Origin of the sequence: Novosphingobium sp. (genome assembly GCF_041905565.1) — a bacterium.
Taxonomy (GTDB): domain Bacteria; phylum Pseudomonadota; class Alphaproteobacteria; order Sphingomonadales; family Sphingomonadaceae; genus Novosphingobium.
Genome location: NZ_JAYRKX010000022.1, coordinates 23,783 through 46,786 on the forward strand (window position 1 = coordinate 23,783; position 23,004 = coordinate 46,786).

The following is a 23,004-nucleotide window of genomic DNA, read 5'->3' on the forward strand; positions in this document are numbered from 1 at the left end:
GCTGCGGTGCAGCCTGATCCGGCAGGTTCACTTGGACGGACAGACATGATGAACAAGCCTTCCTTCTCCAAGCGTCCGGTGCTGCTGGCGCTGGTCCTGGCCCTGGCAGCGCCTGCCGGGCCGGCCATTGCGCAAAGCGCGGGCGATGCCGCGGCGGCCGAAACCCGGCTGCGCAAGCTTGAAGCGGAAATCGCCGCCCTGCAGCGCCAGGTGTTCCCGGGTGGGGACGGCAAGTATTTCGCCCCGCTGGTCCAGCCGGGAACCACCGATGGCAAGACCCTTGGTACGCCTGCCAGCACCCCGGTCAGCGACCTGCTGGTCCGCATGGACGCGGTCGAAGCGCAGTTGGCGCGGCTGACCTCGCAGCAGGAAGTGACCACCAACAAGCTGACCCAGCTTGAAGCCAAGGTCACGGCGCTGGCCCCGCCGCCGCCCGCCGCGCCCGCGCTGGCTGCGGCTGGCGACAATGGCGCCGTGACTGCGGGCAACCTTGGCGCGATGACCGGCGGGGCCGCCGGGCCCAAGCCAGCCGCGCCTGCGCCTGCCGTTGCCGTGGCTCCGGAAGCCGCCGCGCCCAAACCGGCTGTGGCAGCGCCCACGCCCAAGCCGGTAGTGGCCGCGCCCGCGCCCAAGCCGGCTACGCCTTCGGCCCAGCGGCTCGCCGCGGTCAAAGCGGTTGAAAAGCCCGCTACCGCCGATCCGGCGGACGACGAATATTCCTATGGCTTCCGCCTGTGGGAGAAGAAGTTCTACCCCGAAGCCCAGCAGCAGCTGAAGCTGTACCTGCAGAAGTATCCCAGGCACGGCCGGGTCAGCTATGCCCGCAACCTGCTGGGCCGCGCCTATCTGGACGAAGGCAACCCGCGCGAGGCGGCAAGCTGGTTCCTGCAGAACTATCAGGCGAACAAGAAGGGCGACCGCGCCCCCGACAGCTTGCTGTTCCTGGCCGAATCAATGCGCCAGTTGAAGGACAGCACCCGCGCCTGCGTGGCGCTGGCCCAGTTCGCGGATGACTATACCGCCGAAGGGAGCGGCCGGCTCAAGAGCCAGTACGATGCCACCAAGGCCGGGGTTAAGTGCAATTGACGCGCGGCCCGCGCCGGATCTGATCGCGCGTTTCAATGCCGATCTGGCCGCGCTGTGGCCAGGCGGCGGCACTCTGGCGCTGGCAGTCTCGGGCGGGCCGGACAGTCTGGCGCTGCTCCTGCTGGCCCATGCCGCGCTGCCAGGCGGCGTCGCGGCGGCCACGGTCGATCACGGCCTGCGGCCCGAGGCGCGCGCCGAAGCTGACATGGTGGCCGCGCTGTGCGCCCGGTTGGGCGTACCCCACGCGGTCCTGCCCGTCAGCGTCGAGAGCGGCAATTTGCAGGCAGAGGCGCGCGCCGCGCGCTATGCCGCGCTGGCCGGATGGATGGCCGATCAGGGGCACGCCGCGCTGGCCACCGCGCACCATGCTGACGACCAGGCCGAAACGCTGCTCGCTCGGCTGAACCGGGGTAGCGGAGTGGCCGGACTGGCCGGCGTGCGCGCGCGCGGGGTGGCGCCCGGCACTCGCCTGCCGCTGCTGCGCCCGCTGCTCGGCTGGCGGCGAGCCGAACTGGGCGCGCTGGTTGAAGCGGCGGGGATCGCGGCGGCGCAGGATCCGTCCAACCAGGACGAACGGTTTGACCGGGTGCGGCTGCGCCAGGCGCTGGCCCGGACGGACTGGATCGACGTACCCGCGCTGGCGCAGAGCGCGGCGCACCTTGCCGATGCCGATGCCGCGCTGGACTGGGCAGCGCAGCGCGAATGGACCGAACGGGTGGAACGCGCGCCGCTGGGGCTGACCTACCGCCCCCAGGCCCCGCGCGCCGTGGCGCTGCGGGTGCTGGCGCGGATCGTGACCGAGCTGGATGGCGCCGCGCCGCGCGGCAGCCAGGTGGCGCGCCTGTTCGATACGCTGCTTGCGCGCCAGCCGATGTCGATCGGCAGCCTGGTGGCCCGCGCCATGCCCGGCGGCTGGGAGTTTACCCGCGCGCCAAAGCGGCGCAGCTAGCGCCGCTGCATCCCCTGCTGCTCCATCCGCCAGACCATTTGGTCATACCGGTCCTGCCCGAAGAACGGTTCGCCGCCATAGACCATCAGCGGCACGCCGTAGTGACCCCCGGCGCGCTGGTCGGCCTCGTTGGCCTGGATCGCGGCGTCGAGCCGGTCAGCCTCGGCCGTGATCGCGGTGTCCATTTCGGACAGGTCGCCGCCTGCCCTGGCCACGGCCTGGGCGAGGTGGTCGCCCTCGTGCCAGCCGTCGACCTCGCCCGACCAGATCGTGTGGCTGACCTCGCGCAGCAGCGTCAGGCCGAAGCCGCGCTCGCTGGCCAGTTGGCCCAGCCGGGTCAGGCGGTGGATATGGGGCTGTTCCTTGGGGTAGGTGCGGGTGGCAAAGTCCATCACCACCGGGTCCGGGCGCGGCCAGCGCAGCGGCAGCCCGGCAAATTCGGCGCTGCGCACGCAGTCGCGCATCAGGTAGCTGGTCCACAGCGGATCGGCATGGGCGAAGAATTCGGGCTGGCGCACCGCAATCGGCAGCACCGGGCGGACGTTCACTTTCGCGTCCCAGTCACGCTCCAGCTCCAGCAGCTTGGGCGTGACGATGTAGGAATAGGGCGAACGGAACGACCAGAACAGGTCCACGGTATGGGTCATTGTCGCGCCTTTCAGATCGTCGCCATGTCGATGACGAAGCGGTACTTGATGTCGGCGCGCTCCATCCGTTCGAACGCGTGGTTGATCCCGCTCATCGGGATCACCTCGATTTCGGCCGTGATGCCCTGTTCGCCGCACAGGTCGAGCATTTCCTGCGTCTGGGCGATGCCGCCCACGCCGGAACCGGCCACGGCCCGCTGCCCGCCTAGCAACAGCCCGGAATGGAACGGCTCCATCTGCTCGATCATTCCGACGATGCACAGCGTTCCCTGCTTGTCGAGCAGGAACAGGTAGGGCGAAACGTCGTGCTTCACCGGCACGGTATCGAGCAGGAAATCGAAGCTGCGGGTGGCTGCGCGCATTGCTGCCTTGTCAGTCGATACCAGCACGTGGTCGGCGCCCAGCTTCTTCGCGTCCTCGCCCTTTGCGGGGCTGGTGGTGATCATGGTCACTTCCGCGCCCAGCGCCTTGGCGAACTTCACCCCCATGTGACCGAGGCCGCCAAGGCCGATCACGCCCACCCGGGTGCCCGGGCCGACGTTCCAGTTCTTCAGCGGGCTGTAAGTGGTGATCCCGGCGCACAGCAGCGGCGCGGCCGCCGCCATGTCGAGGTTGTCCGGCAGGCGCAGCACGAACGGTTCAGCCACGACGATGCCGGCGGAATAGCCGCCGAAGGTCGGGCTGCCGTCGATCCGGTCCTTGCCGTTGTAGGTGCCGGTGGAGCCGTTGCGGCAATAGTTCTCCTCGCCCTCCTCGCAGGCGTCGCAGTGACGGCAGCTGTCGACCAGGGTGCCCACGGCCACCCGGTCGCCCACCTTGAAGCGGGTGACGCCCGCGCCCACGGCGCTGACCGTGCCGACAATCTCGTGCCCGGGAACGAAGGGATAGTTGGTGCGGCCCCAGTCATTGCGCGCGGCGTGCAGGTCTGAATGGCACACCCCGCAATAGGCGATGGCAATTGCCACGTCCTCATCGCGCAGCGCGCGGCGGTCGATGTCGAAGGGTTCAAGCGTGGCGGTGGGGGCGGTGGCGCCCCAGGCCCTGGTCGCGGTCATGATTGTCTCTCCCGTGGCGGCCTGGGCGGGCCGCGTGCCGGGCCATTAATCGTCCGATTAAGGCGAGAGTCAAACGGCTTTGCGGGGAGGGGCCACGCAATCAGCCTTCGACCAGCGAATCCCCCTGGGCGATCCGCTTGCCCCGGGTGATATAGACCTTGTCCCCCACCCCGGCGACGTTGAACAGCTTCTTCGCAAAAGGCGTGGGAACGCCGACGCAGCCGTGGCTGGCATAGCCCTTTTCCACCTTGGTCCCGTGAATTGCCACGCCATCGTCGGTCAGTCGCAGGGTGAAAGGCATCGGCGCGTTGTCATAGGTGCGCGAATAGTGATCGGCCTTCTTCCACTTGATCGGGAACATGCCGAGCGGGGTCGGCTTTTCCTGGGTGCCGAGCAGCACGGCGGTGGCGCCGATTTCATAGCCGCCCCGGAACACCGAGAGCACGCGCGCTTCCAGATCGACCGTGATGACCATCGGGCCTTGCGGCGTGTCGGTTTCATCCCAATGCCATTCGCCGTACTTGATCGGCCCGGTGATCGGCAGCACCCGCTTGATCACGAAGCGTTCGTCGCGCGGGGCGGCGGCGCTCGGAACTGGGGCCGGGGCCGGGGCCGGGGCTGGGGCCGCGCCCGGCTGGGCGAGGGCGAAGCCGGCTTCGGCGCTTTCGGGGGGCAGGGCGCGCGCTTCGGGCTCGGCCGAGTGCAGCAGCCAGGCCCCGCCCGCGCCGACCAGCAGCACGAAACCGGCGATGATCCCCGTTGCGGCGTTCAGTTTCAGACCCATCTGTTCCTCGTGGCACGATCCAGCATGGCCACTGTGCCAAGGCTGGCGGACAAGGCCAGCGCCGATCCGCCGCCGTTCCGTGCCGGGACTGACTAGCGCGAAAAGGTTAACGCGCTGGAACCATGGCCGTTTTCACCAGCAGGCGGGGCAGCGGCCGGGTGGGCGGCCTTGTCAGCCCCGGGCCGCGCTGGCAAGACGCCGGGCGATGACCGCCACGATACCGCCCCTCTATGAATTGCTGGTCGGATCGCAGGCTTTCTGGAAGCGCGCGCAGGCCGATATTGCCGCGGCGCGGCGGCGGGTGCTGATTCAGGCGATGACCTTCGAAGGCGACAGCGCCGGGCAGGCGGTGGCCGCCGCGATCGCCGCCAGCGGCGTGACCGACCGGCGCGTGCTGGTGGATGACTATACTCGCCACGTGATCAACGACACGTTCCTGGCACGCTCGCACGATGAGGCCCTACATGCCGAGGCGCAGGCCACTTGGGCGATGTTCGATCGTCTGGCCGATTCCGGGGTGGGCCTGCGCATCACCAACCCGGTGGGGCGCAATCCGCTGCGTTATGCGCTGCGCAACCACAAGAAGCTGCTGGTCATGGACGATGCGGTGTGGCTGGGCGGGATCAACTTTTCCGAACATAATTTTGCCTGGCATGACATGATGCTGCGGATCGCCCATCCCGGCCTGGCGGACTGGCTCGCCGCCGCGTTCGAGCGCGACTGGCAGGGTGAGCGCGGCGCGGCGCGGGCGGCCTTTCCGGGAATCGAGATACTGAGCGTGGACGGCAGCGGCAACGCCGCTCACCTTGCCCCGCTGCTTGACCTGTTTGCCGGGGCGCGCCGCCGGATCGAGGTCATCAGTGCCTATCCGACCTTCCCGTTCGTTTCGGCCATGGCCGGCGCGGCGCGGCGGGGGGTGCCGGTCACGCTTTATACACCGCGGCCCAACAACAAGCCGATCATCCGCGACTATCTGCTGGGCGTGGCGGCGGGATCGGGGTTGGAAGTGCGCCTGCTGCCGGAAATGACCCATGTGAAGGCCGCGCTGATCGATGGCGAGGCGCTGGTCGCGGGGTCCAGCAACTTCGACTTCGTTAGCCACCGCGCCAACGCCGAATATGTCGTCACCCTGCGCGATGCGGGCGTGATTGCGCGGTGCGAGGCAGAGCTGTTCGCGCCCTTGCGCGCAGCGGCAGTGGCGCCCGGGCCGGAGGATCATTCGCCCTGGCGATCATGGCGCGCCCGCGCGGCGCTACGCACGGCGGACGTGCTGATCGGCCTGCTTGAGCCCGGCGCGCGGATCGCGCCGTGGGGTCAGGACGCCTTGGCGCGGCGATAGGGCGCGCGCGCGGCGTCGGTGCGGCGACGGGCTGGCAGGCGCGCAGGCGGCGGGGCGGCGGGCTGGGCGGCGCGCGGGTGGTAATGTTCGCTGGGTAGCGCCTTGCCGAACAGCCAGCCCTGGACCATGCGGCAGCCATCGCGGCGCAGCTGGGCCAGCTGTTCGGGCTGTTCCACCCCTTCGGCCAGGGTGCACATGCCCAGCTGGTTGGCGAGCGCGATGACCGCCGCGACAATGGCGCGTGATTCCTCGCGGGTTTCCAGTTCGTTGACGAAGCGGCGGTCGATCTTGATCTTGTCGAACGGGAAGGTCAGCAGGTAGTTGAGCGAAGCATAACCGGTACCGAAATCGTCCAAGGCGATCTTCACGCCCAGCTCATGCAGGCGCCGCAGCAGCGCGATGTTGGCTTCCGAATTGTGCAGCAGCACCCCTTCGGTGATTTCGAATTCGACCCGGGCCGGATCGATCCCGGTATCGGCCAGGGCATGGACGATCAGCGGCAGCAGGTTGGGGCTGGAAAACTGGAGCGGCGACAGGTTGATCGAGATCGTCTCGCCGGCTGGCCAGGTGGCGGCTTCGGCAAAGGCGGTGCGGATCACCCATTCGCCGATCGGCACGATCAGGCCGGTTTCCTCGGCGATCGGGATGAACACGTCGGGCGGGACCAGCCCGCGTTCGGGATGCTGCCAGCGCAGCAGCGCTTCATAACCGGTCTTGGCCTCGCTCGGCACGTCGACCAGCGGTTGCAGGAACAGGCGCAGTTCGCCGCGCGGCACGGCGTGGCGCAATTCGCGGGCGATGGCGTGGCGCTCGTGCAGCGCCTCGTCCATGCCGGGTTCGAACATTTCCCATAGCCCGCGCCCGTCGCGCTTGGCGCGGGTCAGCGCCATGTCGGCATAGGAGAACAGCTGGTGCCGGTCTTCGGCATGGAGCGGCGCCAGCGCCAGGCCGATGCTGACCCCGCCGGCAATGTCCAGGTCGATCAGGGCAAACGGCTGGGCCATGGTTTCGACCAGCAATTGCGCCAGCCGCACGGCATGGTCGCAGGCGTCGTTGCCGGCAAAGGCGATGGCGAATTCGTCCCCGCCCAGCCGGGCCATCACACGCCGCGCGCCGCCCAGTCCGCTGGCTTCGAGCGCGCTGCCGAGCCGCGTGGCGAACATCCGCAGATAGGCATCGCCGGCGGGATGGCCGAATTCGTCGTTGACCGCCTTGAAATGGTCGATGTCGAGATGCAGCAATGCGACCGTCTCGGCCGCCTCGCGCTCGTCCAGCAGTTCGCCCAGCGTGCGGTCGAACAGGGTTCGGTTGGGCAGTCCGGTCAGCGCGTCGTAATGCGCCATCTGGTAGGCGCGGCGTTCGGCCATGCGGTGATCGGTGACGTCGGACATCAGCCCGCGCCAGGCCACTTGCCCGCCGCCGCCGGCCTGGCTGGGCCGGCCGCTGACCGACCACCAGCGCTGCACCGTGCCGCCCGGGTTGGCCAGGGCCAGGATCGCCCCGTGCAGCGGGCGGCACGTGGCCAGCGCCGCGTCGAGCGTGCCGCGGATTGCATCGCCGGTAAACAGCGCGGCCAGCGGCTGGCCTTCCAGTTCGGCCACGGATCGGCCCGCTCGCTCGGCAAAACGGGGGCTGACGTTGACCAGGCAGTGATTGCGGTCCAGCTCGTAGAGCCAGTCCGATCCGGTCTGTTCATACTCGTTCAGCAGGACCTGCACCGTCCAGTTGCTGGTCGCCAGCTCGCGGTCGGCCAGGATCCGGCGGATGAACAGGTGCTGCGAAATGAAGGTCATGCGGATCAGCATGCCGGCTGCCCCGATCAGCACCAGCACGGCAGTGGCGGCCGGGGCATTGCCGATCCGCGCCAGCCCCACCGCCAGCCCCAGCGCCTGCAGCGCGATGAAGGCCGTGGCCGACAACGGCAGCGTGCGCATGGTATAGGCGGCCGAGGCGATCTGGGTGATCCCGCAGACCGCCAGCAGCAATTGCGCGCCGGGCGGCACGTGCGGCAGCCACAGCGCCAGCGGCACGCCCATGTTCAGCCCCATCCACCAGGCATTCCAGCGGAACGCGCGGCGCAGGCGGCGGGCGCGGTGCTTGCCGCGCAGGTGCGGGTCGGCGGCCCACAGGCGGTGGAACCCGGCCAGTGCGGTCGATGCGGCGAACAGGGTCAACTGCGGCGTGCCGACCGTGCCGAACAGCACCAGCAGCATGGCGCAGGCATTGATCAGCACGCCCAGCACCATCATCCGCACGATCCGCAGATGCGTGCTGACCAGCCGGGTATCCACCCAGTCCTGCAGATGTGCGGGGATGACGCCGCGCGGCGTCCGCTGGCTAACCATGGTCCTGCTGCAATCGTCCTGTTGCCTGCAACCCCTTGCAGATAGCCCCGCAAGGGTTAACGCGGCCCTATGCGCGGTCCGGAAATGCCCGCCGGGGCTTCCCTCGACCCGGCTGCCTGCCTAAGCCCTTGCGCAAAGGAGATTCGATGATGCGCCTGTCCAAGTTCCTGGTCGCCGCCTTGCTGGCAGCCAGCGCCCAGCCCGCCCTGGCCAAGGGTGAAAAGGCCTGGCCCCAGGCCGAATCGCAGGTGCTCGACCTGTCGCAGCGGCTGATCGCGATTCGTTCGGTCAGCGGCCCGGGGAACGAGACGCTGAAGGCGCAGCAACTGGTCAAGGACACGCTGGTCGCGGGCGGCTGGCAGGCGTCTGACATCGAGATCGTGCCGGTGGACGATACCGCCTACCTGATCGCCACCTGGCCGGGCAGCGACCCCAAGCTCAAGCCGCTGGTCATTTCCGGCCATATCGACGTGGTCGAGGCCAAGGCGGCCGACTGGGTGCGCGATCCCTTCACCCCGGTGGTCGAGAACGGCTACCTGTTCGGGCGCGGGGCCAGCGACATGAAGTTCGACGCCGCGCTGGCCACCAGCACCCTGATCGAAATGCGCCGCCAGGGGTACAAGCCGCGCCGCACCATCGTGCTGCAATTCTCGGGCGACGAGGAAACCACGATGAAGACCGGGCGGCTGATTGCCGAGCGGCTGAAGAATGCCGAACTGGTGATTAATGTCGATGGCGGCGGGGGCACTTTCGATGAAAAGACCGGCAAGCCGCTGTACTGGACCTGGCAGGGCGCCGAAAAGACCTATGACGATTACGAGCTGGCGATGACCAATCCCGGCGGGCACAGCAGCGCCCCGCGCCCGGAAAACGCCATCGTCCAGCTGGCCCAGGCGCTTGACCGGATCGGGCGCTATCGCTTCCCGGCGGAACAGAACCCGCTGACCAAGGCCTATTTCGAACAGGCCGCCCAGTTCGAAAGCGATCCCGCGCTGGCCGCCGCGATGCGCGCCTTTGCCGCCAATCCGAAAGACGAAGCCGCGCTGGCCGTGCTGCGCGCCAACCCGGCCACGGTGGGCAAGGTCGGCACCACTTGCGTGCCGACGCTGCTGTCGGGCGGCCATGCCCAGAACGCCCTGCCGCAGCGTGCCACGGCGAATATCAACTGCCGCGTCTTTCCCGGCCACAGCCGGGAGGAAATCCGCGCCGAACTGGAACGGGTTGCCGCCATGCCGGGTCTGAAAGTCACCGCGATCAGCGGTGAGGATTCAATCTCCTCGCCCGCCTCACCGATGCGGCCCGATTTCGTCGCCGCGGCGGAAAAGGCGATGCGCAAGGTCTATCCGGGCGTGCCGATCTTCCCCAGCCAGGCTTCGGGCGCGTCGGATTCGATGTGGTATCGGGCGCTGGGCGTGCCCAGCTATGGCGCCAGCCCGACCTACAGCAAGGACAGCGACGACTACGCCCACGGGCTGAACGAACGGGTATCGCTGGCCAATGTCCGGCCCGGGATTGCCTATTTCCTCAGCCTGCTGACCGACCTGTCGAAATAACCGTGTCGAGCGCGGCGCGGACGATCCGCGCCGCTTCGGCCGCGCCGAAGGCATCGGGTGACAGGCACAGTTCCAGCCAAAGTCCGTCGATCAGTGCGGTAATCCCGATTGCCGCGCTGCCTTGCCCCGCCGCGGGCACGCCGCATTCGCCCAGCAGCGCCTCCAGCCGCTGGCGGAAGGCGGCATATTGCTGGGCGTGCTGGCGGGCGATGTCGGGGCGGCTGCGCACCAGGCTCCAGAACGCGATCCAGGTGGCGAGCAGCTGCGGATCGGCAATCGGCGCGCGGAAGCTGGCGGTGGCAAAGGCTTCCAGCCGGGCGCGCGGATTGGATCCGGCCTCGTCCACCGCCGCGTCGATTGCCAGGCTGACCTGTTCCTCGACATGGGCATAAGTCGCGGCGACCAGCGCGTCGATCCCGCTGAAGTAATGTCCGACCAGCCCGGCTGAAACGCCCGCTTCCACCGCGATTGCGCGCACGCTGGTGCCGCCCACCCCTTCGCGCGCCAGCACGCGGGCGCAGGCTTCGACCAGGCTGAGCCGGCGGGCATCGGGTTCGGCGCGGCGAAAGGCGGGCGGCTTGGTCACTTGCCGGGTCCTAACACTTGTTGTACGACTGTCCAACAAGGAATGGAGTCGAAGCAGGGTCATGGGCAAGCTGGATCAAGCCTTCAGTGAAATCGAAGCCGAAGTGGCCGATCCCGATGCCGATTTCAGCCTGCCGGGCTGGATCTATCACGATCCCGAATTCTTCGCGGTGGAGATGGACCGGGTGATCCGCCCGAGCTGGCAGATCGTCTGCCACGAAAGCGACATTCCCAATTCCGGCGATTACCGCACTATCGATTATCTGGGCGAAAGCGTGATCGCGATCCGCGATGACCAGGGCCGGATCGGCGCCTTCACCAATGTCTGCCGTCACCGCGCCATGCGGCTGGTGGCAGGGCCATCGGGCTGCGCAAGGAAGCTGGTCTGCCCCTACCACGCCTGGACGTTCGAACCGGACGGCCGGCTGACGGGCGTGCCGATGAAGGGCGATTATCCGGCGCTCAAGCTGGAAGAAAACGGGCTGCACCGCGTTGAGGTGGAACTGTGGCGCGGTTTCGTCTTCGTCCGGCTGGAAGATGCCGGCTTCCCCTCGGTCGCCGAGATGATGGCCCCGTTCGAGGCAGAGATCGAACCCTACAAGTTCGAGGCGATGCGCCGGATCGGCGACGTGCGCACGCGCGACCGTGCGGTCAACTGGAAGAACGTGGGGGACAACTATTCCGACAACCTGCACATCCCGGTCAGCCACGATGGGCTGACCCGGCTGTTTGGCCGGACCTACCGGATCGAGGCGCACGGCTGGGCCGACCGGCTCTACGGCGATGTGGTCGCGGACGAGCGGCAAAACCTGTGGGAAAAGTTCTACCGCAAGCACCTGCCGCGGGTCGAACACCTCTCGGACGAGGCGCAGGGCCGCTGGCTCTACTACAAGCTGTGGCCCAACATGGCCTTCGACATCTACGCCGACCAGATCGATTTCATGCAGTGGCTGCCAACCTCGCCAACCACTTGCGTGCTGCGCGAAATGGTCTTCGCCCTGCCGGATGACCGGCGCGAGATGAAGCTGGTGCGCTATGCCAACTGGCGGATCAACCGCGTGGTCAATGCCGAGGATACTTGCTTGATCACTAATGTACAAAATGGCATGATGAGCAAGAGCTACGGAACCGGGCCCCTGGCGCAAAGCGAAGTCTGCCTGCGCAGCTTTGCCCGCAAGATCAGGGCGCTGATTCCGGAAGCGCGCCAGCCCTATCCACCCGCACCCGGGTGGAGCCGGCGAGGACAGGAATAGGATTTCGCCCCCGCCTAGTGCTGTGGGGCGGGGGTGGAACCAGATCGGCGGATTAGGGTCGCCTGACGCGGTTCCACCCCAACTTTGTCCTTGCAGCGCCAGGCGGCGGCCCTTCGGGGAGATTACCATGACCAAGATCTACGACGCGCTGATCATCGGCGGCGGCCACAACGGGCTGGTCTGCGCCTTCTACCTGGCCAAGGCCGGGATGCGGGTGCGCGTGCTGGAACGCCGCCACGTGGTCGGCGGCGCGGCCGTGACCGAGGAGTTCCATCCCGGTTTCCGCAATTCGACCGCCAGCTACACCGTCAGCCTGCTGCGACCCAAGGTGATCGCGGACATGAAGCTGCACGATCACGGCTACCGCGTGGTCGAACGCACGATCAGCAACTTCTTCCCGTTCGAGAACGACTACCTCAAGCTGGGCGGCGGGCCAGGCCGGACCGAGGCGGAGTTCGCGCGCTTCTCGAAGAAGGACGCCGAAGCCTATCCGAAGTATGACGCGGCGCTGGAACAGGTCGCAAATGTGCTGCGCGATCTGTCCTTGCAGATCCCGCCCAATCTTGGCGGTGGGCTGCCGGCGCTGATGGCGGCGGCCAAGCAGGGCTGGCCGATGGCCCAGCTCGACCTGTCGGTCCAGCGCGACCTGCTCGACATCTTCACCAAGAGCGCGCGCCAGTTCCTCGATGGCTGGTTCGAGCATGACTACGTGCAAAGCGCCTTCGCGTTCGACGCGGTGGTCGGCAATTATGCCGGGGTGTCGACGCCTGGCAGCGCCTATGTCCTGCTGCACCACGTGTTCGGCGAAGTGAACGGCAAGCTGGGCGCCTGGGGCCACGCAGTGGGCGGCATGGGCGCGATCACCCAGGCGATGGCCAAGGCCTGCGAGCAGGCGGGCGTCGAGATCAGCCTGGAGGCGCCGGTCGCCAAGCTGCTGGTCGATGGCGGCAAGGTGCGCGGCGTGCAGCTGGAAAGCGGCGAGGAACTGGCCGCCAGCGTGGTCGCCTCCAACGCCGGCCCGGCGCTGCTCTATCGCCAGCTGGTTGACGAGAGCGACCTCGACGATGACTTCAAGCGGCGGATCAAGGGCTACAAGACCTGTTCGGGCACCTTCCGGATGAACGTGGCGCTGTCCGAACTGCCCGATTTCACCGTGCTGCCGGGCAAGGCTCAGTCCGAACACCACACCGCCGGGATCATCATCGCGCCGGGGATGGACTACATGGACCAGGCCTTCATCGATGCGCAGCAGCACGGCTGGTCGAAGAAGCCGATCGTCGAGATCAAGATCCCCAGCACCGTGGACGACAGCCTGGCCCCCCCGGGCTGCCACGTTGCCAGCCTGTTCTGCCAGCAGTTCGACCCCACGGTCGATTGGGACGCCAACCGCGAGGCGGTGGCCGACCTGATCATCGACACGGTCAACGATCATGCCCCCAACTTCAAGGCCAGCGTGATCGCCACGCAGATCCATTCGCCGTGGGACCTGGAACGCAAGTTCGGGCTGATCGGCGGCGACATCATGCACGGCACCATGGGGATCGACCAGCTGTGGGCAGCGCGCCCGGTGCTAGGGCATGGCGACTATCGCGGGCCAATCAAGGGGCTCTACATGTGCGGGGCGGGGACCCATCCCGGCGGCGGGGTAACCGGCGCGCCGGGCCACAACGCGGCCCACGCGATCCTGGCCGACCGGCCGTTCATCCGGAAGCTGCTTCGCTCCTGACCGCCCAGTACAGCGGCAGCCCGGCGGCGATCAGCAGTGCGCCCCAGGCCATTGCTTCGCCGCCGAGGCCATATTCGGCCCAGACGGTGAAGCCGGCGGCGATCACGGCGGCGAGCGCCAGCAGTCGGTCCTGCGGGTGCAGCCGCAAGGCGGCCAGCGCGCTCATCAGGTAGGTCAGCAGCCCCGCCGCCAGGCTGACCGAGGCGATGAACTGGAACAGTTCGGCCGTGCCCTTCTGGTAGTTGAGCAGGGTCACCGCGCTGAGCAGGCCGCTGGAGACAAGGTGCGAACGCACCGGCGAACCGCCGGCGTTCTCCACCCCGAACCAGGCAGGGAACACCCCGCCGCGCGCCATTGCCCAGGGCATTTCCGCCTGGACCAGCACCCAGCCATTAAGCGTGCCGAAGGCGCTGATCGCGGCGCACAGCGCGACCAGGTTGGCCACCCCGGGGCCAAAGTGCAGCCCGAGGAAATCGGCAATCGGCGCGGGCGATGCCGCTGCCGCGCCAACCGGCACATAGAGCGCAAACGCGCCCGAGATCAGCAGGTATACAAGGCCGACCAGCAGCACCCCGGCCATGGTCGCGCGCGGCACGTTGCGCGCCGCGTCTTCCACCTTGTCGGCCGGCACCGTGCCTGCCTCCAGCCCGAGGAAGCCCCAGAAGGTCAGCCCGACCGCCGCCGCGACATGATCCCCGGTGATCGCCACCCCCGGATCGGGTGCGCGCGGCGCGCCGCTCAGCAGCAGCCACGCCGCCAGCGCGACCAGCAGCACCAGCGGCAGCAGTTTCAGCACCACGGTTACTTCCTGCAGCCGCCCGGCGGCCTGGACCCCGCGAATGTTGACCATGGTGACCAGCCAGACGCAGGCCACCGCCAGCAGTGCGGGCAGGCCCGGCGTCTGCCCGATGCGCGGGAACAGGTGATCGAGCGCGCTGACCACCGCCACTGCCACCGCGCCGTTGCCGACCCAGCTCATCACCCAGTACGACCAGGCCGTGGTATAGCCGGCCAATGGCCCGAAGGCGGCATTGGCGTAGGCATAGGGCCCGCCCGCCAGTGGCAGCCTGGCTCCCAGCCGCGCGAACACGAAGCCCAGCGCCAGCGCCCCGGTGATCGACACCAGCCAGCCGATCATCTGGTTCCAGCCGAGCGGGGCCAGGCTGGCCGGCAGCAGGTAGATGCCCGAGCCGATCATGTTGCCCACCACCAGCGCCAGCAGCGCCCAGAAACCCAATGCGCGCCTTGGCGTGGTCATGCGCGTGTTCCCCCGTCCCCGGCACTGGCGGGGGACAGGCGCAGACTAGTCCTTGATTGCGGCGCGTCACCATGTTTCTGAAGGGGCATGACCCAGGTCACCACCCACAGCTGGCTGTCGCGCCTTGGCCAGTATCACCCGCGTCTGATCGCGGCGGCGGTCGCGCTGAACGAGAACGACCTGCCGCGCGCTGAGCCGCTGCTGCGCCAACACTTGCAGGAAGACCCGCTCGACGTCGCGGCGATCCGCATGTTCGCGGAACTGGCCGGGCGGATCGGCCGTTACAAGGACAGCGAGAACCTGCTGCGCCGCGCGCTTGAACTCAGCCCCGCCTTCACCGCCGCGCGGGCCAACCTGGCGCTGGTGCTCTACCGCCAGAACCGGCCCGCCGAAGCGATCGAGCAGCTTAACCTGGTGGTGGCGGAAGAACCCGACAACCCCGGCCACGCCAACCTCCAGGCTGCGGCGCTGGGCCGGATCGGCGAATTCGACGAAGCGATCACGCTGTACGAGCGCGTGCTGCAACAGGCGCCGAACCAGCCGCGCGTGTGGATGAGCTTTGGCCACATGCTGAAAACGGTGGGCCGCCAGGCCGACGGGATCATGGCCTACCGCAAGGCGATCGAACTGATGCCGCAGTTGGGCGAGGCGTGGTGGAGCCTGGCCAATCTCAAGACGGTGCGGTTCAGCGACGGCGACATCGCCGCGATGGAAGCCGCGCTGGCCGGGGGCGATGTGGCGAGCGAGGACCGCTTCCACCTCGACTTCGCGCTGGGCAAGGCGCTTGAGGACCGGGGCGAAGCCGCAGCCTCGTTCGCGCACTATGCCGCGGGCAACGCCCTGCGCCGCACCGAGCTGGACTATGATGCGGACGAGACCACCCGCTTCGTCGACCGCCTGATCGAGATCGCCACGCCCGAATTCTTCGCTGCTCGTGCCGGGCAGGGCTGCGATGCCAGCGATCCGGTGTTCGTGCTGGGCATGCCGCGGGCCGGTTCCACCCTGGTCGAACAGATCCTGTCGAGCCACAGCCTGATCGAGGGCACCAGCGAGCTGCCCGACATTCCCGCCCTGGCCCGGCGCGAGGAGGACTACCCGCTGAGCCTGCCGCGCCTGAGCGCCGAGCAACTGCGCCATCGCGGCGAGGAATTCCTCCGCCGCACCCGCATCCAGCGCAAGACCGACCGGCCGCTGTTCATCGACAAGCTGCCCAACAACTGGGTCCACGCGGTGTTCATCCGCCTGATCCTGCCCAGCGCGAAGATCATCGACGCGCGCCGCCACCCGCTCGGCTGCTGCTGGTCGAACTTCAAGCAGCACTTCGCGAAAGGGCAGGCGTTCAGTTATGATCTGGCCGACATGGGCCGCTATTACGCCGATTACGTGCGGTTGATGGCGCACCTCGACCGGGTCCAGCCGGGCAAGGTCCACCGCGTGATCTATGAACGCATGGTCGATGATACCGAAGCCGAAGTGCGCCGCCTGCTGGACTTCGTCGGCGTTCCGTTCGAGCCGGCCTGCCTTGATTTCCACCGCACCGAACGCGCGGTGCGCACCGCCAGCAGCGAACAGGTGCGCCAGCCGATCTTCCGTGACGGGACCGAAGCGTGGAAGCCCTTTGCCCCCTGGCTGGGGCCGCTGGAACAGGCGCTGGGACCGGTGCTGGCGGCCTATCCGGCCGCGCCGGAGGCGTGGTAAATCTGCAACGCCCCCAGCAGATTGACACAAATGTTAATGCCGGTTGCTTGACTGGCGGACAGGCTGGAATCAACGTCTCGCATTCGCAGCATTCAAGGATGGGATATTGATGCGCCAAGCCACTCGTCCCGCGGTCTTCGCCGCACTGTTCGCCACCACGGCCCTGACCGCGGCTCCGGCCCTGGCCCAGGACGCCGCCGCCGAAAACGGCGCGGATCCGACCGAAATCGTCGTCACCGCGCAGAAGCGTTCGGAAAGCCTGCAGAAGGTGCCGATCAGCATCCAGGCGCTGGGGACGGCCAAGCTTGACCAGCTCAACATCTCGGACTTCAAGGGCTATGCCCAGCAGCTCCCCTCGGTCTCGTTCCAGAGCACCGGCACGCCGGGCAACAGCGTGATCTACATGCGCGGCGTCGCCTCGGGCGGCGACGGCAACCACTCGGGCTCGCTGCCCTCGGTCGGCGTCTATCTCGATGAACAGCCGGTCACCACGATCGGCGGCAACCTCGATGTCCATATTTATGACATCGCCCGGATCGAAAGCCTGTCTGGCCCGCAGGGCACGCTCTATGGCGCTTCGTCGGAAGCGGGCACGATCCGCATCATCACCAACAAGCCCAGCACCGCCGGTTTCGAAGGCCGCGTCGATGGTGAAATCAACACGGTCCGCAAGGGCGATATGGGCGGCAAGGCCGAAGCCATGATCAATGCCCCGCTGTCGGGCAGCGCGGCGCTGCGCGTCTCGGGCTTCTACCAGCGCGACGGCGGCTATATCGACAATATCGCCGGCCAGCGCTGCTTCCTGCCCCAGCCGGGCGGGATCTGCATGAAGAACACCGCCTTCGTCGAGAAGAACTACAACGACACCGAAAGCTACGGCGCCCGCGCCGCGCTCAAGGTCGATCTGAACGACAGCTGGACCGTGACCCCCGGGGTGATCTACCAGAACACCAAGAGCAACGGGTCCTACGGCTATGACGAAAGCCTGGGCGATCTGAACGTCCAGCACTTCTTCCCCGAATACCGCAGCGACAAGTTCGTCCAGGCGGCGCTGACCATCGAAGGCAAGGTGGGCAACTGGGACCTGACCTATGCCGGGGCCTATCTCGACCGCAAGACCTTCAGCAGCAGCGACTATACCGACTATTCGGAAGCCTACGATTCGCTCTACAGCTCGGTCGGCGGCCTGGCGGGCTACTTCTATTTCAGCGACGCGTCGGGCAACACGATCAACCCGACCCAGAAGGTGATCGGCAGCGACCACTTCAAGAAGCTGAGCCAGGAACTGCGCATCGCCTCGCCGGCGGAAAATCCGCTGCGGGTCGTGGCCGGTCTGTTCTACCAGCGCCAGTCGAACGACATCCACCAGGACTACCAGGTGGCCAATCTGGCGCCGAACCTGTCGGTCAATGGCCATCCCGGCACGCTGTGGCTGACCCAGCAGCACCGCATCGACAAGGACTATGCCGCGTTCGGCGAAGTCAGCTTCGACGTGACCAGCACAGTCACGCTGACCGGCGGCCTGCGCGCGTTCAAGTATGACAACTCGCTGATCGGCTTCTTCGGCTTTGGCCGCGATCCGGCCGGGCTGTTCGCGACAACCCCCTACAACGCGGCCGGCAGCTCGCGCACTGGGGTCGCCGGATGCTTCACCACCAGCGGTTCGCGCCTGCGCCCGGTCGCGGGCACGGCGGCGGCCGTGCTGGCCCCGGCATCGGTGCCGGGCAGCCCCTGCACCAACCTGGGCGTGTGGAACGCGGGCAAGATCGATCCGGTCAAGGCTTCGGGCGACGGGGTGACCTGGCGCTTCAACGCCAACTGGAAGCCGACCAGCGACGTGATGCTCTATGCCACCGTGTCGAAGGGCTTCCGCCCCGGCGGGATCAACCGCCGCGCCGACGTGGCGCCCTATGCCCCCGACTACCTGATCAACTACGAATTGGGGTGGAAGACCACGCTGGCGCCGGGCCTGCGCCTGAACGGCGCGGTCTATCAGCAGGAATGGAAGAAGTTCCAGTTCTCGTACCTGGGGGCGAACAGCTTCACCGAGATCCACAACGGCCCCGATGCCCGGATCAAGGGCGTGGAAATGGACCTGGCCTACAACCAGGGCGGCCTGGCGCTGAACGTGGCGGGTTCGTACACCGATGCGAAGACCACCAAGAACCTGTGCGTGATCGACGATCCGACCTATGCCTGCGTGGGTGCCGGCAACATGATTTCGGCGCCCAAGGGCATCCGCCTGCCGGTCACGCCGAAGTGGAAGCTGTCGGGTACGATGCGCTACACCGGTGAAATGGGCAGTGCCAAGCCGTACGGCCAGGTTAACGTCGCCTACCAGAGCAGCGCCCGGTCGGACCTGCGCACGGCGGTGTTCGAAACCTTCTCGGGCAATGTCATCAGCCCGGCGGCGCAGCTGGGCGACCTGGCTGAGTACGCCACGGTCAACCTGGCGCTGGGGGCGGATTTCGAACGCTTCAACCTGGAACTGTTCGTGCAGAACCTGTTCGACGAACGCGGCCAGGTCTCGCGCTTCCAGCAGTGCGGTTCGTGCGGCCAGCGCGGTTACATCGTGCCGATCAACCCGCGCACGATCGGCCTGCGCGCCGGGGCCAAGTTCTGACCCCGGCTGCGGCCTGAGCCGAGCCTGAGCGGCCCGGCCCCCCAGGGGGCCGGGCCGTTTGCTTTGTGGGGTTATTCCGCGGCCGAAGCCGGCTCCGCCGCGGGCGCGGCATCAGCCGCTTCGGGTGCGGCATCGCTGGCAGCTGCTTTCGGCTTGGCCGCACCTTCCACCTTTGGCGCTGCTGGCGGCTGCGAGCGCAGGGTGTCGACCGGGATCATCGCATCGCTGGTCGATCCGGGCAGGATTTCACCCGCCGCATTGCCGCCGGTGGCCTTGGCCTGCTTGGCGTCCTGCTGGCAGCCCGACAGGGCAAGGAGGGCGAGCGCCAGTACGGGAAGGGCAGCTTTCATCGCGGGGCCTCCGGAGGGCAGGGAACTTCAAGCGCGGCCAGGAAATCACCCGCGCGGGCCAGCAATGCCCGATCCCAGGTGGCGGAATCAACCCTCACCCCCAATCGGGCCAGGCTGGTCACGCCGAATTCCTCGATCCCGCAGGGCACGATTCCGCCGAAGTGGGACAGGTCCGGGTCCAGGTTAACCGAAAAGCCATGCATCGTCACCCAGCGGCGGATGCGCACGCCGATCGCGCCGATCTTGGCCTCGCGCCCGTCGATGTCGCGGCACCAGATGCCGACCCGGCCCGGCGCGCGCCAGCCTTCGACGCCGAAATCGGCGAGGGTGGCGATCACCCAGCCTTCGAGCGCGTGGACGAAGCCGCGCACGTCGCGCGCGCGGGTCTTGAGGTCCAGCAGGACATAGCCGACCCGCTGCCCCGGGCCGTGATAGGTATAGCGCCCGCCGCGCCCGGCCTCGACCACTTCGAAGCGCGGATCGAGCAATTCGTCTACCGCTGCGCTGGTCCCGGCGGTGTACACCGGCGGGTGTTCCAGCAGCCACACCAGTTCGCGCGCGGTGCCCGCCGCGATGGCGGCGTTGCGCGCAGTCATCTCGTCCAGCGCGGCGCGATAGGGCACCGGCGCGGTTTCCAGGCGCCATTCGATGGTGTCGGGCAACGTGTCGGTCATTGCCGCGTTGCGTGGCGGCAAATGGTGTGGTTATCAAGAGGCTGGTTTGATGAAAGGGGCGCCCGCAATGGATCTCGATACCAGCAAGGCCTGGGGCCAGGCCAGCGCGACGGTCAGCGCCAACAAGGAAGTGCTGGTCGCATTGGCCGGAGTGTTCTTCTTCCTGCCTTCGCTGGCGCTGGCGCTGTTCTTTCCCCAGCCCGAGCCGCCCGCCGGGGCCGAGCCGAAACAGTTGCTGGAAATGATGAGCGCGTTTTATGGCCAGATCGGCCCCTATATGGCGGCGGCCACGCTGGTCCAGGTGCTGGGCCAACTGTCGGTGCTGACGCTGACCGCGCAGGCCGGGCGCGCCACGGTGGGCGATGCGATCCGCGCGGCGGCGGGCGGACTGCTGCCCTATCTGGGGGCGCAGCTGCTGGTCGTGCTGGCGGCGATGGTGGTGTTCGGCGTGGTGGCAATGCTGGGCGCCGTGTCGGTCGCGCTGGCGGTGGTGGCCGGGCTGCTGGTGCTGATCGCGGCGATCTGGGCGGCGATCCGCCTCTCGTTGATCCCGGTGGTGATCGCGGTCGAAGGGCAGCGCAATCCGGTTGCGGTGCTGCGCCGCTCGTGGGAGCTGACCCAAGGCAATGCCGGGCGGATCCTGCTGTTCGTGGTGATCCTGGCCCTGGCGGTGCTGGTGATCTCGGTCGTCGCCAGCGCGGTGGTGGGGATCGTGCTGGCGCTGGTCGGCGGGGCGGAAACGGCGCGGATCGGTAGTTCGGTGATCGCCGCGCTGGTGGGCGCGGGGTTCACTGTCTATACCACGATCTGCTTTGCCGCGATCCACGCCCAACTGGTTGGCACTGCCGGCTCCGATCAGGCGGTGTTCGACTAAGTCTGCGGGCTTAGTCCTTCCAGCCCCAGTACAGGAAGCATGGCGGGACGTTGATCAGTTCCATGCCGCTGTCGATCCGGGCAAAATGCCGCGCCATGAAATCGCGCGCGCGCGGCGTGAACTGATAGACCAGGAAGGCCCCGCCCTTGCGCAGCACGCGGTGGGTGGCGGCGGCAATCGCCGGGCCGACTCCATCGGGCAGGGTGGAAAAAGGCAGGCCCGAGACGACATAGTCGGCATGTTCGTGCCCGTGGGCGCGGACGATGTCTTCGACATCGGCGGCCGAACCCAGCACGGGGATGAAGCGGCTGTCGGTGATCGTTTGCTTGAGATAGTCGATGAACAGCGGGTTGGTATCGATCACGATCAGCTGGCCATCGCGCGGCAGGCGGTCCAGCACCGGGCGGCAGAAAGTGCCCACGCCCGGTCCGTATTCGACGAACAGCTTGCAATTGTCCCAGTCGACCGGGGCCAGCATCTTGTCGATCGTGAAGCGCGAGGACGGGATGATCGAGCCGACCATCACCGGATTGCGCAGGAACCCTTCAAGGAACACGCCCCACGGGCCCAGGGCCCGCTTGATCTTGCGCATCGCCTTGGCGGGGTAAGCCTCGCCGGCAAGCTCGTTCGTGGTCATGCTGGGGTGCGATCCTGCGTGATTTGGCCTCGACATCGCGTTTGCAAATTTGCCCGCCCATTGCAAGGCATGTGATTGTTGCCTAGCGATGAAAGCGATGAACCGTAGCGATCTGCAACCGGATTCGACCGCTGGTCTGACCGCCACGCTGCCGCGCGGGCGGCTGGCGTTGCTGTTCATGGTCATGCTGGTCACGGCGGCGGGCAACACCGCGATGCAATCGGTCATGCCGGCGATCGGTACGGCGTTGAAGGTGCAGGATTTCTGGATCAGCCTGGCCTATACCTGGTCGGCGCTGCTGTGGATGACCTGCGCGCCGATGTGGGCGCGCCGGTCGGACAAGCGCGGGCGCAAGGCGATGATGGCGGTCGGGCTGATGGGCTTCGTCTCCAGCTTCAGCCTGTGCGGGGTGGCGCTCTATCTTGGTCTGCACGGTTATCTAGGCCCGATTGCTACCCTGCTGGTCTTCGCCTTGTTCCGCTCGCTCTACGGCGGGTTCGGCTCGGCCGCGCCGCCGGCGGTGCAGGCCTATGTCGCCAGCCGCACCAGCCGGGCAGAACGCACCCAGTCGCTCTCGCTGATCTCGTCCAGCTTTGGCCTGGGCACGGTGCTGGGTCCGGCGCTGGCGCCGCTGCTGATCGTGCCGCAACTGGGGCTGGTCAGCCCGTTCCTGGCCTTTGCACTGATCGCGGTGGCAGTGCTGACGGCGCTGCGGCTGCGCCTGCCGAATGATGATCCGGCCTTTGCCGGGCGCGGCGACGTGATGGCTGCTCCGTTTTCCGCCAATTCGGATTCGCGCCTGCGCAGCGATAGCAGCCGCGCCGACGACGAAGACGAGGACGAAGCCCAGGGCGGCGAAGTGCCGAATCTGGCCTGGACTGATCGCCGCCTGCGCCCCTGGCTGGTGGCAGGGCTGCTGGGCGGCCATGCCCAGGCGGCCGTGATGGGGATCGTCGGCTTTCTGGTGCTTGACCGGCTTGGGCTGCGCGCCACGCCGGAACTGGGCGCGGGGCCAACCGGCATGGTGCTGATGGCCGGCGCGCTGGCAACCTTGCTGGCGCAGTGGGGGATCATCCCGATGTGGCACCTTGGCCCGCGTGCCAGCTGCCTGTGGGGCATGGTGCTGGCCGGGGCAGGCGTGGCGCTGCTGGCGGTGGCCGGCAGTCTGCACGGGATCATCGTCGGCGTGGGGCTGGCCTCGCTGGGCTTTGGCCTGTTCCGCCCGGGCTTTACCGCCGGCGCGTCCTTGGTGGTCAGTCGGGCCGAGCAGGGGCAGTCAGCCGGGATCGTCGCATCGGTCAACGGCGCGGCCTATATCGTCGCGCCGGCCTTGGGGGTGTGGCTCTATGGTCATTCGCCGTGGATCGGCTTTGCCGTGATCGAACTACTGTGCGCGGCAGTAATCGTTCTGGGTCTCAAAAGCATGGCCAGCGATCAAGCGTTGATGCAGCGGCGTTAGGGTAGGGGTTTCTCTCCGCCTGACGGCGGTGCGGAAAAGCCATCCGGCTTTTCCTGGCCTGGCCGGCCCGCTCCCCCGGCCCGACCACCCGTTCAAGGTACCCTGTGGG

The 23,004-nt window shown here is 67.6% G+C and carries 19 protein-coding genes; 10 read left to right on the forward strand and 9 right to left on the reverse strand.

Annotated elements, in window-relative coordinates; genetic code table 11:
• The first annotated feature begins 48 nt into the window (after positions 1-48).
• Both ACE3N9_RS14905 and tilS read left to right on the forward strand, forming a co-directional pair.
• Positions 49-1,086, forward strand: coding sequence for a tol-pal system YbgF family protein (locus ACE3N9_RS14905; protein WP_374284948.1), 1,038 nt, complete (start codon positions 49-51; stop codon positions 1,084-1,086).
• Positions 1,055-2,035 (forward strand): tRNA lysidine(34) synthetase TilS, encoded by a 981-nt coding sequence (gene tilS / locus ACE3N9_RS14910; protein ID WP_374284950.1) that lies wholly within the window; start codon positions 1,055-1,057, stop codon positions 2,033-2,035. Before ACE3N9_RS14905 ends, tilS begins: the two co-directional genes overlap by 32 nt.
• On the opposite strand, the gene ACE3N9_RS14915 is transcribed toward tilS, so the two are convergent.
• From ACE3N9_RS14915 to ACE3N9_RS14925, 3 genes are all read right to left on the reverse strand, one after another.
• Positions 2,032-2,682: a 2-hydroxychromene-2-carboxylate isomerase gene (locus ACE3N9_RS14915; protein WP_374284952.1), complete on the reverse strand. Its 651-nt coding sequence runs from the start codon at positions 2,680-2,682 to the stop codon at positions 2,032-2,034. The two genes, tilS and ACE3N9_RS14915, sit on opposite strands and share 4 nt — an antisense overlap.
• Positions 2,683-2,693: 11 nt before the next feature.
• Positions 2,694-3,737 (reverse strand): NAD(P)-dependent alcohol dehydrogenase, encoded by a 1,044-nt coding sequence (locus ACE3N9_RS14920; protein WP_374284954.1) that lies wholly within the window; start codon positions 3,735-3,737, stop codon positions 2,694-2,696.
• A 100-nt stretch (positions 3,738-3,837) separates the two neighbouring features.
• A complete protein-coding gene (locus ACE3N9_RS14925; RefSeq protein ID WP_374284955.1) occupies positions 3,838-4,521 on the reverse strand; it encodes a L,D-transpeptidase family protein in 684 nt (227 codons plus the stop codon).
• Positions 4,522-4,726: 205 nt separating this feature from the next.
• Here ACE3N9_RS14925 and ACE3N9_RS14930 point away from each other — a divergent pair, with 205 nt between their 5' ends.
• Positions 4,727-5,860 (forward strand): phosphatidylserine/phosphatidylglycerophosphate/cardiolipin synthase family protein, encoded by a 1,134-nt coding sequence (locus ACE3N9_RS14930; protein WP_374284957.1) that lies wholly within the window; start codon positions 4,727-4,729, stop codon positions 5,858-5,860.
• On the opposite strand, the gene ACE3N9_RS14935 is transcribed toward ACE3N9_RS14930, so the two are convergent.
• Positions 5,836-8,205: a putative bifunctional diguanylate cyclase/phosphodiesterase gene (locus tag ACE3N9_RS14935; protein WP_374284959.1), complete on the reverse strand. Its 2,370-nt coding sequence runs from the start codon at positions 8,203-8,205 to the stop codon at positions 5,836-5,838. The two genes, ACE3N9_RS14930 and ACE3N9_RS14935, sit on opposite strands and share 25 nt — an antisense overlap.
• A 149-nt stretch (positions 8,206-8,354) precedes the next feature.
• Between ACE3N9_RS14935 and ACE3N9_RS14940 the strand changes: the two genes are divergently transcribed.
• Positions 8,355-9,758 carry a M20/M25/M40 family metallo-hydrolase gene (locus ACE3N9_RS14940; RefSeq protein ID WP_374284985.1) on the forward strand — a complete coding sequence of 468 codons (1,404 nt, stop codon included), beginning with the start codon at positions 8,355-8,357 and terminating at the stop codon, positions 9,756-9,758.
• Here the strand turns inward: ACE3N9_RS14940 and ACE3N9_RS14945 are convergent.
• Complete coding sequence (locus ACE3N9_RS14945; RefSeq protein ID WP_374284961.1) at positions 9,730-10,344, reverse strand: TetR family transcriptional regulator C-terminal domain-containing protein; 615 nt, start codon at positions 10,342-10,344, stop codon at positions 9,730-9,732. The two genes, ACE3N9_RS14940 and ACE3N9_RS14945, sit on opposite strands and share 29 nt — an antisense overlap.
• A gap of 61 nt (positions 10,345-10,405) precedes the next feature.
• Between ACE3N9_RS14945 and ACE3N9_RS14950 the strand changes: the two genes are divergently transcribed.
• On the forward strand, positions 10,406-11,596 hold the full coding sequence (locus tag ACE3N9_RS14950; RefSeq protein WP_374284963.1) for an aromatic ring-hydroxylating dioxygenase subunit alpha: 1,191 nt from the start codon (positions 10,406-10,408) through the stop codon (positions 11,594-11,596).
• Between the two features lie 127 nt (positions 11,597-11,723).
• Positions 11,724-13,322, forward strand: a complete 1,599-nt coding sequence (locus ACE3N9_RS14955; RefSeq protein ID WP_374284965.1) for a phytoene desaturase family protein — start codon at positions 11,724-11,726, stop codon at positions 13,320-13,322.
• Here the strand turns inward: ACE3N9_RS14955 and ACE3N9_RS14960 are convergent.
• On the reverse strand, positions 13,297-14,580 hold the full coding sequence (locus ACE3N9_RS14960) for an amino acid permease (protein ID WP_374284967.1): 1,284 nt from the start codon (positions 14,578-14,580) through the stop codon (positions 13,297-13,299). The two genes, ACE3N9_RS14955 and ACE3N9_RS14960, sit on opposite strands and share 26 nt — an antisense overlap.
• An 87-nt stretch (positions 14,581-14,667) precedes the next feature.
• Between ACE3N9_RS14960 and ACE3N9_RS14965 the strand changes: the two genes are divergently transcribed.
• Both ACE3N9_RS14965 and ACE3N9_RS14970 read left to right on the forward strand, forming a co-directional pair.
• Positions 14,668-16,278: a sulfotransferase gene (locus tag ACE3N9_RS14965; protein WP_374284969.1), complete on the forward strand. Its 1,611-nt coding sequence runs from the start codon at positions 14,668-14,670 to the stop codon at positions 16,276-16,278.
• Positions 16,279-16,387: 109 nt separating this feature from the next.
• Positions 16,388-18,901, forward strand: a complete 2,514-nt coding sequence (locus ACE3N9_RS14970; RefSeq protein ID WP_374284971.1) for a TonB-dependent receptor — start codon at positions 16,388-16,390, stop codon at positions 18,899-18,901.
• Between the two features lie 71 nt (positions 18,902-18,972).
• On the opposite strand, the gene ACE3N9_RS14975 is transcribed toward ACE3N9_RS14970, so the two are convergent.
• Positions 18,973-19,251: a hypothetical protein gene (locus ACE3N9_RS14975; protein ID WP_374284973.1), complete on the reverse strand. Its 279-nt coding sequence runs from the start codon at positions 19,249-19,251 to the stop codon at positions 18,973-18,975.
• The gene (gene lipB / locus ACE3N9_RS14980; RefSeq protein WP_374284975.1) at positions 19,248-19,925 is read right to left on the reverse strand and encodes a lipoyl(octanoyl) transferase LipB; all 678 of its coding nucleotides are present in this window, start codon (positions 19,923-19,925) and stop codon (positions 19,248-19,250) included. Before lipB ends, ACE3N9_RS14975 begins: the two co-directional genes overlap by 4 nt.
• Positions 19,926-19,992: 67 nt before the next feature.
• Here lipB and ACE3N9_RS14985 point away from each other — a divergent pair, with 67 nt between their 5' ends.
• Positions 19,993-20,799, forward strand: coding sequence for a hypothetical protein (locus ACE3N9_RS14985; RefSeq protein ID WP_374284978.1), 807 nt, complete (start codon positions 19,993-19,995; stop codon positions 20,797-20,799).
• 10 nt (positions 20,800-20,809) lie between these two features.
• On the opposite strand, the gene ACE3N9_RS14990 is transcribed toward ACE3N9_RS14985, so the two are convergent.
• Positions 20,810-21,436, reverse strand: coding sequence for a class I SAM-dependent methyltransferase (locus ACE3N9_RS14990; RefSeq protein ID WP_374284980.1), 627 nt, complete (start codon positions 21,434-21,436; stop codon positions 20,810-20,812).
• 97 nt (positions 21,437-21,533) lie between these two features.
• Here ACE3N9_RS14990 and ACE3N9_RS14995 point away from each other — a divergent pair, with 97 nt between their 5' ends.
• Positions 21,534-22,895: an MFS transporter gene (locus ACE3N9_RS14995; RefSeq protein ID WP_374284982.1), complete on the forward strand. Its 1,362-nt coding sequence runs from the start codon at positions 21,534-21,536 to the stop codon at positions 22,893-22,895.
• Positions 22,896-23,004 lie beyond the last annotated feature (109 nt).